Source organism: Nocardioides sp. F233 (assembly GCF_057813895.1).
In genome coordinates, this window is sequence record NZ_JBVASH010000004.1 from 86,969 (window position 1) to 98,950 (window position 11,982).

The 11,982-nt window shown below is 72.8% G+C and carries 11 protein-coding genes; 8 read left to right on the forward strand and 3 right to left on the reverse strand.

Annotated elements, in window-relative coordinates:
* Positions 1-155 precede the first annotated feature (155 nt).
* From ACZYRU_RS16400 to ACZYRU_RS16435, 8 genes are all read left to right on the forward strand, one after another.
* Positions 156-1,187, forward strand: a complete 1,032-nt coding sequence (locus tag ACZYRU_RS16400) for a rod shape-determining protein MreB (protein WP_273520086.1) — start codon at positions 156-158, stop codon at positions 1,185-1,187.
* Entirely contained in the window at positions 1,187-2,134 is a 948-nt protein-coding gene (gene mreC / locus ACZYRU_RS16405; RefSeq protein ID WP_488958169.1) for a rod shape-determining protein MreC, read from the forward strand. Before ACZYRU_RS16400 ends, mreC begins: the two co-directional genes overlap by 1 nt.
* Entirely contained in the window at positions 2,131-2,733 is a 603-nt protein-coding gene (mreD, locus tag ACZYRU_RS16410; protein ID WP_488958170.1) for a rod shape-determining protein MreD, read from the forward strand. The genes mreC and mreD overlap by 4 nt, the downstream gene beginning before the upstream one ends.
* The gene (mrdA, locus tag ACZYRU_RS16415) at positions 2,730-4,856 is read left to right on the forward strand and encodes a penicillin-binding protein 2 (protein ID WP_488958171.1); all 2,127 of its coding nucleotides are present in this window, start codon (positions 2,730-2,732) and stop codon (positions 4,854-4,856) included. Before mreD ends, mrdA begins: the two co-directional genes overlap by 4 nt.
* Positions 4,853-6,070, forward strand: a complete 1,218-nt coding sequence (gene rodA, locus ACZYRU_RS16420) for a rod shape-determining protein RodA (RefSeq protein ID WP_488958172.1) — start codon at positions 4,853-4,855, stop codon at positions 6,068-6,070. Before mrdA ends, rodA begins: the two co-directional genes overlap by 4 nt.
* 222 nt (positions 6,071-6,292) lie before the next feature.
* Positions 6,293-6,838, forward strand: coding sequence for a hypothetical protein (locus ACZYRU_RS16425; RefSeq protein ID WP_488958173.1), 546 nt, complete (start codon positions 6,293-6,295; stop codon positions 6,836-6,838).
* Between the two features lie 67 nt (positions 6,839-6,905).
* The gene (locus ACZYRU_RS16430; RefSeq protein ID WP_488958174.1) at positions 6,906-7,631 is read left to right on the forward strand and encodes a YcnI family copper-binding membrane protein; all 726 of its coding nucleotides are present in this window, start codon (positions 6,906-6,908) and stop codon (positions 7,629-7,631) included.
* Between the two features lie 224 nt (positions 7,632-7,855).
* Positions 7,856-9,448, forward strand: coding sequence for a copper resistance CopC/CopD family protein (locus ACZYRU_RS16435; RefSeq protein WP_488958175.1), 1,593 nt, complete (start codon positions 7,856-7,858; stop codon positions 9,446-9,448).
* Here ACZYRU_RS16435 and ACZYRU_RS16440 read toward each other — a convergent pair.
* Genes ACZYRU_RS16440 through ACZYRU_RS16450 form a run of 3 tightly spaced genes read right to left on the reverse strand, consistent with a single transcriptional unit; the run spans position 9,435 to position 11,961 of the window.
* Positions 9,435-9,980 (reverse strand): hypothetical protein, encoded by a 546-nt coding sequence (locus ACZYRU_RS16440; protein WP_488958176.1) that lies wholly within the window; start codon positions 9,978-9,980, stop codon positions 9,435-9,437. The genes ACZYRU_RS16435 and ACZYRU_RS16440 overlap by 14 nt on opposite strands.
* The gene (locus tag ACZYRU_RS16445) at positions 9,977-10,879 is read right to left on the reverse strand and encodes a DUF8832 domain-containing protein (protein WP_488958177.1); all 903 of its coding nucleotides are present in this window, start codon (positions 10,877-10,879) and stop codon (positions 9,977-9,979) included. Before ACZYRU_RS16445 ends, ACZYRU_RS16440 begins: the two co-directional genes overlap by 4 nt.
* Positions 10,876-11,961: a calcium:cation antiporter gene (locus ACZYRU_RS16450; protein WP_488958178.1), complete on the reverse strand. Its 1,086-nt coding sequence runs from the start codon at positions 11,959-11,961 to the stop codon at positions 10,876-10,878. The genes ACZYRU_RS16445 and ACZYRU_RS16450 overlap by 4 nt, the downstream gene beginning before the upstream one ends.
* Positions 11,962-11,982 lie beyond the last annotated feature (21 nt).

Sequence of the window (11,982 nt, forward strand, 5' to 3'; positions counted from 1 at the left end):
TCGTTCCTTACGCTCGCAAGCGGAGACCGGCGGATCGTGCGCTCGTCGACCTCCCCGGCACACCCCTCGCCACCACGAGGGGAGCGGGCCGGCTTCCCCGACGCGCGCGGACGGGCCTGTCAGTCGACCGGTCCGGTGACGTCTTGCGAGGAAGCGTGAGGGCGAACTCCATCATCGGCCGCGACATGGCCGTCGACCTCGGTACCGCCAACACGCTCGTCTACGTCCGCCGCCGGGGCGTGCTGCTCGACGAGCCGAGTGTCGTGGCACTCAACGACAGCACCGGCGAGGTGATCGCCGTCGGGCACCAGGCCAAGCAGATGCTGGGCCGCACCCCCGACAACATCACCGCCCTGCGTCCGCTGCGCGACGGCGTGATCGCCGACTTCGAGGCGACCGAGCAGATGCTGCGCCACTTCATCGCGCGGGTGCACCGCCGTCGTTACTTCGCCAAGCCCCGCATGGTCATCTGCGTCCCGAGCTCGATCACGCCGGTCGAGCAGCGTGCGGTCAAGGAGGCCGGCTACCAGGCCGGCGCCCGCCGCGTGTACGTCGTCGAGGAGCCGATGGCCGCCGCGATCGGCGCCGGGCTGCCGGTGCACGAGGCGACCGGCAACATGATCGTCGACGTCGGCGGCGGTACGACGGAGGTCGCCGTCATCTCGCTCGGCGGCATCGTCACGTCCCTCTCGGTCCGCACGGCCGGCGACGACCTCGACGCCGCGATCATCGCGTGGATGAAGAAGGAGCACGGCGTCATGCTCGGCGAGCGCACCGCCGAGGACGTCAAGATCACCCTGGGCTCGGCCTTCCCGCGCCCCGGCGAGCCGCAGGGCGAGGTCCGCGGCCGCGACATGGTCACCGGGCTCCCGCGCACCGTCGAGGTGACCAGCGCCGACATCCGGCACGCGCTCGAGGAGCCGCTGCACGCCATCGTCGACGCCGTCCGGGTCACCCTCGACCAGACGCCGCCCGAGCTGGCCGGTGACATCATGGACCGCGGCATCGTGCTCACCGGCGGGGGAGCGCTGCTGCGCGGCCTCGACGAGCGGATCCGCCACGAGACCGGCATGCCCGTCCACGTCGCCGAGGACCCGCTGGTCTCGGTCGCGATGGGTGCGGGCCGCTGCGTCGAGGAGTTCGAGGCCCTCCAGCAGGTGCTCGTCACCAACCAGCGGCGGTTCTGATGGCCATCGACACCCGTCCCCCGACGAGCAAGCCGAACCCCCAGGTACGCCGTACCGGCACCTCCCGCGACCCCGAGCGCGACGCCGGCCGCCCGGCGCGGTCGCTCGTCGTCGCCCTGGTGCTCGCGTCCGCCGCGCTGATGGTGGTCGACAAGGCCGGCGGCGACGGCTCGCCGGTCGACCCGGTCCGCCGCGTGGTGGGAGAGGTCGTCGGCCCGGTCCAGGCCGGTGTGTCGACCGTCGTCCGCCCGCTCGTCGACCTGCCGGGCGCGCTGCGGACCAACGGCTCGCTGCGCGACGACGTCAGCAAGCTCGAGGCCGAGAACGCCGACCTGCGCAACCAGCTCGGCAAGGCCGGGTACGACGACCAGCGGCTCGCCGACCTCGAGGGGCTGCGCGCCCTGTCCGGTGACATCGGCTACGCCCTCGTGCCCGCCCGGGTGATCGCGATCGGGTCCGCGCAGTCGTTCTCCAGCACGGTCACCCTCGACGCCGGCTCCGACGCGGGCCTGCACCCCGACATGACGGTGGTCGCCGCGGAGGGCCTGGTCGGCCGGATCACCTCGGTGACCGCGCACACCGCCACCGTGCTGCTCATCGTCGACGACACCTCCTCGGTCGGCGGCCGGATCGGCGACAACCAGGAGCTCGGCTTCGTCCGTGGTCACGGCACGCTCGGCACCGACGACCGCCTCGAGCTGGAGCTCGCCGACCGCAACCTCGTCCCGAAGATCGGCCAGCCGATCCTGACCTGGGGCAGCGAGGGCGGCTCGCCGTACGTCGCCGGTGTCCCGATCGGCACCGTCGGCAAGGTCTACGAGTCGCTGCGGGAGACGTCGTACCGCGCCGTCATCACGCCGGCCGTCGACTTCACCGCGCTCGACCTGGTCGGCGTCGTGGTGCCGTACGACACCTTGGGCCGCGTGATCGAGGGGGGCACCCAGTGAACCGCCGCGGCCGCCTGATCGCCACTCTCGTCTCGGTGTTCGCCGCCCTGCTGCTGCAGGTGACGGTGCTGCCGAACTTCGCCTGGGACCTCGGCGGACTCGGTGTCGTCCCTGACGTGGTGCTGCTCGTGGTGGTGGCGACCGCCGTCGCCACCGACACCCGGTTCGCCACCCTGACCGGCTTCTGGGCCGGCCTCCTGCTCGACGTCGCGCCGCCCGCCGACCACCTCGCCGGGCGCTGGGCGCTGGCGCTCATGGTCGTCGGGTACGTCGTGGGCCGGCTCGTCCACGACAACGCCGGTGATGTCGGTGCCGGCAGCCGCTTCGCCCGCGAGGGCGTACGACGCCCGCCGCTGCTGCTCGCCCTCGCCGCCGCCGCGGGCGGGTCCTTCGTCGGCACCTCCGTCTTCGCACTGACCGGGCTGCTGCTGCGCGACTCCGGTGCCGCGATCGGCGACCTGCTGCCGGTGGCGCTGATGGCGCTCGTGCTCGACGTGGTGGCGGCCCTGGTCGTCGTACCGGCCACGTTGTGGCTGCTCGACCGCACCACCCGCGACGGCCTGCCGCGTCCCTCCCAGCGCATCCGGGTCCGGGCGTGACTGCAGGCGCCTCCCACCGCAGCCGGTTGCGGCTGATCGTCATCCAGACCCTGGTCTTCTCGCTGCTGGCCACTCTCGGCGCGCGGCTCTACTACCTCCAGGTCATCTCGGGTGAGCGCTACCAGGGCAAGGCGGCCTCGCAGTCGGTCCGCGAGATCGTCGTGCAGCCGCAGCGCGGCCTGATCGTCGACGCGATGGGCCGACCGCTGGTCACCAACCGGCTCACCTGGGTGGTCTCCGTCGACCGCACCCTCATCGGCAAGATGTCGGCCGCCGACCGCGCCGAGCTGCTGGCGCGCACCTCCGACGCGATCGACGTCCCGGCCGAGAAGATCGCCGCCAAGCTGCTGCTCTGCGGCGACAACGGTGCGGTCGCCGGCCAGTGCTGGAACGGCTCGCCGTACCAGCCCGTCCCGGTCGCGCAGGACGTCACGGAGGCCGCCGCGCTGCGGATCCTCGAGCAGCCCGAGGACTTCCCGGGCGTGGTCGTCGACCGGCAGAGCGTGCGGCAGTACCCCGCGCCGTACGGCATCAACGCCGCCCACGTCCTCGGCTACCTCAGCCCGATCACCAAGGACGAGCTCGAGTCCGCCGAGGGCTCCGGCGACAGCTCGGTCAACGGCGCCTCCGTGGTCGGCCGGGCCGGTGTCGAGAAGGAGTACGACGAGTGGCTGCGCGGGCAGCCGGGCTACGACCAGGTCGCCGTCGACTCCAAGGGCCGGGTCCGCGAGGACGTGTCCGGTCTGGAGGCGCAGCCCGGCGACACCCTGGTCACCTCGATCGACGCGAAGGTGCAGAGCGTCGTCGAGGAGCAGCTCGCGAAGATGATCGCGACCCAGCGCCAGACCCGCGACCCCGTCACCAAGCGCAACTTCGAGGCCGACTCCGGTGCCGCCGTGGTGATGGAGGCGAAGACCGGCCGGATCGTGGCGATCGCCAGCCAGCCGACGTACGACCCCTCGGTGTGGGTCGGCGGGATCACCGACAAGCAGCTCAAGCGGCTGTACTCCGAGGCCGCCGGCACGCCCCTGCTCGCGCGCTCCTTCCAGGGCCAGTTCGCGCCGGGGTCCACGTGGAAGCCGTTCATGACCGTCGGCGCGCTGACCCACGGCTACTCGCCGTCCACCGTCCTGCCGTGCTCCTCGGCCGTGCAGATCGGCAACCGCGCCTTCCACAACCACGAGTCGGCGGCGTACGGCCCGATCACCTTCGCCCGCGCGCTCGAGGTCTCCTGCAACACCTTCTTCTTCCAGGTCGGCATGCACTTCTGGCAGACCCTCGGCTCCGACCCCGACAACGTGAAGGCCAAGGACCCGCTGGTCGAGCAGGCCGAGAAGTTCGGCTTCGGCGAGCGCACCGGCGTCGACCTGCCGGGCGAGGCGTCGGGGCGGGTCGCCGACCGCAAGTGGAAGCGCAAGTACTACGAGTCGATGAAGGACTACTACTGCGGCATCGCCAAGAAGCCGCAGGACACCAAGACCTCCGACTTCGTCTACAGGTTCGCCCGCGAGTTCTGCGTGGAGGGCTGGAAGTACAAGATCACCGACGCCGCGAACTTCGCGATCGGTCAGGGCGACACCATCGTGACGCCGCTCCAGCTCGCCCGTGGGTACGCCGCGATCTCCAACGGCGGCACCCTGTGGGAGCCCCGCGTCGGCAAGGCGATCGTCTCGCCCGACGGCAAGGTGATCCGCGAGATCGAGCCGAAGAAGGAGCGCAAGCTCACGATCCCGGCGTCCGTGCTCACGTACCTCGACGACGCGCTCCAGGGCGTCGCGCTGCGCGGCACGATGAACTGGAAACTCCAGGGCTTCCCGCTCGACAAGGTCCAGATCCGCGCCAAGACCGGCTCCGCCGAGGTCTACGGCAAGCAGTCGACGGGCTGGGTCGCGTCGTACACCAAGGACTACGTCGTCGTGATGATGATGAGCCAGGGCGGCACCGGCTCCGGCTCCACCGGTGAGGGCGTCCGGGCGATCTGGGAGGCGCTGTACGGCGTCGACGGCGACCAGGTCGACCCCGGCAAGGCCGCGATCCCCGGCGTCACCCCGCCGGCCCACCTGCCGACCTTCGCCGATGACGGCTCGATCCTCCCGCCCGCGCGATCCAAGGGGGAACAGTGAGCAACCGGATCCAGGCCAGCACCCGCCGTACGACGGCCTCCCGGCGGGTCGGACGCCTCCAGTGGGCCGACCTCGACCTGGTCCTGCTCGGTTCCGTGCTCGTGCTCTCGCTGCTGGGCTGCCTGCTGATCTGGTCGGCCACGCTCGAGCGCGACGACCTCACCGGCGGTGACTCGCGGGCGTTCCTGGTCAAGCAGGTCGTCAACGTCGTGATCGGGATCGGGCTGATGCTGCTGGTGGTGGTCACCGACCACCGCTGGGTGCGGATCCTCGCGCCGATCGGCTACCTGGTCGCGATCGGCGGACTGGTGCTCGTGCTCGTCATGGGCTCGACCATCAACGGCTCCCGCTCGTGGCTGATCCTCGGCGGGATGTCCTTCCAGCCCTCCGAGCTGGCCAAGCTGGCCGTCGTCGTCGGCATGGCCCTGGTCGTCGCCGAGCGCAGCGAGGGCCGCTGGCGCGACCGGGTCGGCACCTCCGACGTACTGCTCATGCTGCTGGTCGCCGGCGTGCCTGCCGTGCTGATCCTGGCCCAGCCCGACCTCGGCACCATGCTCGTGCTCACCGCCACCGTCTTCGGCGTGATCGCCGCCTCGGGCGCCCACCGGCGCTGGCTGGCGCTGCTCGCCGGCGGCGGCGTGCTCGCGGCGGTCGCGGCGGTGTCGAGCGGGATGCTCAAGGCCTACCAGGTCGACCGCTTCCTCGCCTTCACCAACCCCGCGCTCGACCCGAAGGGTGCCGGCTACAACGTCGAGCAGGCCCGGATCGCGGTCGGCAACGGCGGCCTGTTCGGGCAGGGGCTCTTCCACGGCTCGCAGACCCAGTCCGGCTTCGTTCCCGAGCAGCACACCGACTTCGTCTTCACCGTCGCCGGCGAGGAGCTCGGCCTGGTCGGCGCCGCGCTGATCGTGCTGCTGCTCGGCGTCGTGCTGTGGCGGGCGCTGCGGATCGCCACCCGCACTGACGACGTCTTCGGCCGGATCGCCGCCGCCGGCATCGCCTGCTGGTTCGGCTTCCAGGCCTTCCAGAACATCGGCATGTGCCTCGGCATCATGCCGGTCACCGGCGTACCGCTGCCGTTCGTGTCGTACGGCGGCTCCTCGATGTTCGCCGGGATGCTCGCTGTCGGGCTGCTCCAGAACATCCACCTCCGTGCCCTGTCCGCCCCCGCATCGCGACTCGCGCCCCAGCAGCGGGTGCTCGTCCGCGGCTGAGCGTCGCCGGACGTCGAGGAGGTCGCGCAGCGACCGTCACGAGACGCCGGGCCATGCTGCCGGAACTGTCCACGCACAGTCGCGACAGCGCCTCACCGTGGTCTCGTGACGCGTCACGACCTCGCTTGCTTCGCGGCGCGAGTTCGTCGACGCTCCTCGACCTTCGGCCCTGATCCACACCCTCGCAAGCTCGGTTGTGGGGGCCTCCGGCAGGATGGGGTCGTGCTGACCCTCCGCCGCGCGCCGCGCTCCCGCGTGCGCCTCTCGGCGACGCTGGGCAGCCTCGAGAGCGTGACGGCGCTGGCCCTGGCCCACCGGGCGGCCGGGGGAGAGCTCCCGTCGGTCGGGTGGCTGGCCGCCTTCGCGGTCCTCGTGTACGGCGCCGGCCGTGTCGTGCTGCGCGATCGGGCCAGAGTCCGGGTGGTCCTGCCGGCGCTGCTCGGTGCGCAGGTGCTCGGGCACGCGTGGCTGGTCACCCTGGCCCCGGACCTGCACCCGGGCCACGAGCACGCGATGTCGGCGTTCCTCGGCCTCACCCCGGCGATGCTGGGCGCCCACGTGCTGGCGGCCGCGGTCACCGGCGCGATGTGGGTGCTGCGTCGCCGGGCGGTGGAGGTGCTGCTGGGCTGGACCGACGCGGGCGTCGTACCGCTGCCGGTCGTGCGTCCGCTCCGGACGGCGGCGCCGCGTCCGGCCCGCACCGCGCGCGAGCACCGCGCGCTGGCGCCGACCCGGGGCCCGCCGGTGGGCCTGCTCGCGATCGCCTGACTCCGTTTCGGAGGCAGGTCGTTCGCCGCTGCCCTCCCTACGAGTCACCCGATCGAAAGAGACATCCATGCAGATCCGACGCTTCACCCTGCCCACCCTCGGCGCCACCGCGGCGCTCGGGATCGTCGCCCTGACCGCCGGCGCCGCCAGCGCCCACGTCGACGTCGCGCCCGACACCACCGCCGCGGGGTCCTACGCCGTGCTCACGTTCGGCGTGCCCCACGGCTGCGAGGGCTCGCCGACCACCAAGGTCGCCATCCAGATGCCCGCGGACATCCCGCAGGTGACGCCGACCGTCAACCCGGGCTGGACCGTCGAGAAGGTCAGCGAGAAGCTGCCCGAGCCGATCAAGGACGCCCACGGCAACGAGCTCACCGAGCGGATCAGCCAGGTCGTCTACACGGCGAAGACCCCGCTCGAGGACGGCTACCGCGACACCCTCGCGCTGTCCGTCCAGCTGCCCGAGAAGGTGGGCGAGACCCTCACCTTCCCGGTCCTGCAGACCTGCGCGAAGGGCGAGACCGCCTGGAACGAGACCCCGGCCGAGGGACAGGACGAGGAGGAGCTGGAGAACCCGGCGCCCGCCCTGACGATCACCGAGGCCAGCGCCGAGGGCCACCACGGCGGTGCCGCGGAGTCGGACGAGAAGTCCGACGCCAAGGATGACGAGAAGGCCGACGCCAAGGACGACGACGGCGACGGCAACGGCCTCGCCATCGGCGGGCTGGTCGCCGGCATCGGTGGCCTGGCGCTCGGTGGCCTCGCCCTCGCCCGCTCCGGCAAGAAGGCCTGAGCGCTCCGATGATGCGGCGTGTGCCGGCGTACCTCGAAGGGCGCGTCCGGCAATGCCTCGCCTGCTGCGCGACGTTTCCAACTCGATCTGGCTGCGTTGGGACCGCTCGATGGGCGGACAAGCACGACGTCGCGGACCCGCCTTGCCAGATCGGCCGGAAACGCCGCTCGCGACGCCGACGCATTGCTGGACACGCCCTCGCCGTCCTGGTCGCCGTCCTGACGGTGGTCGGGGCGGCGGGTCCGGCGTCGGCACACGCCACCCTCGTCTCCACCGACCCGGCCGAGGGCGCGGTCCTCCCCGAGGCGCCCAGCCAGGTGACCTTCACCTTCGACGAGCCGGTCCAGCTCGTCCCCGACGGCCTGCTCGCCTTCGACGCGGCGGGCAAGCGGGTCGAGGTGGAGCCGTCCGCGAAGGGCGTCGAGGTCACCGGCCGGCTGCCGGGCAAGCTCGACAACGGGACGTACGTCGTCACCTGGCGGGTCGTCTCCGCCGACGGCCACCCGATCGCCGGCTCGCTGACGTTCCACGTCGGTGCGCCCAGCCCGAAGGTGGTGCCGCCCCAGACCGGGCCGGCCGATCCCGGCGCGGTCCCGACCGTGCAGGGCATCGTGCACGGCCTCGACTACGCCGCCCTGCTGCTCGCCGGCGGGCTCGCGATCTTCCTGGCGTGGACCGCCCGCGGCGTCCGCCTGCCCGACGACGTACGACGACGGCTGGTCCGGGTGCTGCGCTGGAGCGCGCTCGTGGCGGTGGTTGCGGCGGCGCTCGCCGTACCGCTGGCGGGGGCGTACCAGCTCGGCTCCGGGCTCGGTGGCGTGCTCGACCCGGGCTCGTTCGATCCCGGCCTGGTGCAGGACGACCTCCAGGTGCTCGCCCTCCAGGTCGCCGGCCTCGGCGTCGCGGCCTGGGCGGCCGGGCAGGCTCGCTCGTCGCTGGTCGTCGACCTCGTCACGGCACTGGCGGTGTGGTCACCGGCCCTGGTCGGGCACACCCGCGCCTACGAGCCCAGCATGCTGCTCGTCGTCACCGACGCGCTGCACCTCAGCGCCGGCGCGGTCTGGCTCGGCGGCCTCGTCGGGCTCGCGCTCACCCTGCCCGCGGTCGCCGGGCGGCCGAAGGACGCGGCACAGCTGATCACCCGGTTCTCGGCGGTCGCGGCCGGACTCCTCGCCGCGCTCGCCGTCACCGGCGTGCTGATGGGCTGGCGGATCGTCGGCGCCTGGGCACCGCTGGTGGAGGAGACCTGGGGCCGGCTGCTGCTGGTCAAGGTCGCCCTCGTGCTCGTGGTCGTCGCGATCGCGGCGTACAACCGGTTCCGGCTGGTGCCGCGCGTGGCCGGCGACGGCGGCCACGACCAGCGCCGGCTCGCGACCGGCCTGGTCCGGCGGACCGTCGTCGCCGAGGCCGCCCTGCTCGTCGCGGTCCTCGGCGTGACCGGCTTCCTCACCCAGAAGCCCCCGGGCGGCGAGGCGCCCGCGCAGGCGCAGACCGCCGACACCGGCGTCGTGACCGGCGTCGCGAACGGCGACCTCAAGGTGCTCGCGGTCCTCGACCCCGGCCCGGGCCTGCAGCGCAAGCTGATCGTCCAGGTGCAGAACCTGGCCGGCGACCCGCTCGACCTGGCTGCCGCCCCGGCGGTCGCGCTGCGCTCCGACAGCGTCGACCTCGGCACCATCCCGGTCGTGCCGAGTGGCGCCGGCACCTACACGGCCGACGTGGTGTTCCCGCACACGGGCGCGTGGAAGCTGCAGGTCAGCATCCGGGTCGACACGTTCACCAGTCCGGTGACGACGGTGGACCTCAGGGTGCGCTGACGTCGTACGACAGCGTGAGCTCGACGCCCGGCTCGGCCGTCACCTTGACCGGCCGGCTCCGGCCGTCGAGCCAGACGTCGGCGTCGAGGGAGTCCGGGAGCATGGCCTGGACCTGCGCGGGCAGCGTGATGCCGGCGAGCGCGGCCTTCGGGTCGAGGGTGATCCGGTAGTGCTCGGTCGCGACGCCGTCGACCTGGTCGGGCCCGATGTGGACCAGCTGCTGGGGGAGGGCGACGTTGTCCAGCGCGTCCGCGATCTGGGCGGTGTCGATGGTGAGGTCGCGGGCGGGGCCGCCGGCCAGCGATGCGCTCACCTTCACGTGGCCCGCCGTGCGCAGCGCGTCGGCGACCGCCTTCAGGACCGGACCCGCATCCACCGTCGTGCCCTCCTGTGCGGAGGGCGCGGAGGTCGGGGACGAGGAGGCTGCCGGGGTCGAGCTCGGCTTCGCGGGCTTGTCGTCGCCCCCGCAGCCTGCGAGGAGCACCGACGAGGTGAGCAGCACGACGGCGGGAAGGGCGGTGCGGCGGTTCACGAGGCCTCCTTCGGGGCGATGACCGGTGCGGTCACCGCGAGCTGGTGGAGCAGTCCGTCGACCCGCACCTGCAGGAACAGGCGGTAGTCGCCGGGCTGGGTGAAGACGGTGTGGAAGGTGAGCACGGTGCCGTCGTCGGTGACCTCGGGGGCGCCGTACGGGTGGACGTGGACGAACCCGCGTGAGTCGATCGCGAAGCCGGTCAGGTGCGCGCTGGTGCCGAGGTAGCTGCCGAGAGCGACCGGATCGCCGTCCTCGTCGGTGACCCGCAGCCGCAGCCGCCCGTTGGGGCCGACCTCGCCCTCGGCCTGCAGCCGCGCCTTCACGACGCCGTCGTCGCCGGTCTCGGCGGCCTTGCCCCGTGGTACGTCGGCCGGCGTCCACCCGCCCGCGACACGCAGCGTCGTGCCGAGGACGATCGGGTTCGCCGCACCCTGCGGGATGAACTCGGCGACCACGCGCCACCTGCCCGGCGAGCCGAGGTCGACGCGGGCGGTCCAGGTGCCGTCGTCGGCCAGGGTCGGGTGGAGGTGGCGGAATTGCGCGAGGTCGTCGCGCACGACGTACAGGTGGAGGAGCTTGGTCTGCTCCTCGGTGTAGGTCGTCAGGGGCGCGCCCGAAGGGGTGAGGATCCGGAACGCGACGTCGCCGGTGCCGTCGGCGCCGGGCAGCCGTACGTCGGTCATCCGGTAGCCCTCGACCTCGGCGCTGGTGCCGTCGCCGACCGGGTTGCCGACCGGCTGGGCGCCGGAGCCGCCGTCCTTGGCGGGTGTGAGCGTGATCCGGTTCGCGTCGTCGGCCGGCTCGTCGCCCGAGGAGCAGGCGGTCAGGCCGAGCGCGAGGACGGTCGCGGTGCCTGCGGCGAGCAGGGCCGTCGTACGACGGTGCCGCCGGGTCATGGCGCCACGGTCAGGAACAGGAAGGCGGCGAGCAGCACGAGGTGCACCGCGCCGTTGAGCGGCTTGGCGCGCCCCGGCACAACGGTCAGCACGCCCACGACGGCCGAGAGGAACAGCAGCGCGAGCTGCAGGGGCGCCAGGCCCAGCTCGAGCGGACCGTCGAGCCAGATCGAGGCGATGGCGATCGCCGGGATGGTGAGGCCGATCGACGCCATCGCGGAGCCGTAGGCCAGGTTGAGGCTGATCTGCACGCGGTCCAGGCGCGCCGCGCGGACCGCCGCGATCGACTCGGGCAGCAGCACGAGCAGCGCGATCACCACGCCGACGGTGGCGTGCGGGAAGCCGAGCGCGTTGACGGCGTCCTCGATCGGGTACGACTCGACCTTCGCGAGCCCGACCACGGTGACCAGCGCGAGCACGAGCAGGCCGAGGCTGGTCCAGGTCTCGCGGTTCGTCGGCAGGTCGGCGTGCCCGTCGCCGTCGAGGTCGCGCACCGGGAGGAAGAACTCGCGGTGCCGCACGGTCTGCGTGAACACGAAGGCGCCGTACAGCGCCAGCGACGCGACCGCCGCGAACGCCAGCTGCTGGCCGGTGAAGACCGGGCCCGGCTCGCTGACGGTGAAGGTGGGGACGACGAGGGTCAGGCCGGCGAGCGAGATGACCGTGGCGAGGGCGGAGCCGGTGCCCTCGGCGTTGAACACCGCCAGGTGGTGGCGCATCGCGCCCACGAGGAGGGCGATGCCGACGATGCCGTTGAGCGTGATCATCACCGCCGCGAAGACGGTGTCGCGGGCCAGGGTGGCGGTCTCGCCGCTGCCCGAGGCCATCAGCGTCACGATCAGGCCGACCTCGATCACCGTCACCGCCACCGCGAGCAGCAGGGAGCCGAACGGCTCACCGACCCGGTGCGCGACGACCTCGGCGTGGTGGACCGCTGCGAGCACCGCGGCCACGAGCGCCACGCCGATCAGGCTGGCCGCGACCGGCCCGGGGTGCGAGCCCCAGTTGATCGCGAGCACGACCGCGGCGAGCGGCGGCGCGAGGACCGTCCACCCGAGTCGTCCGGAGGTGGAGGCGCTCATGGTGGTGGATCCTACGGGGAC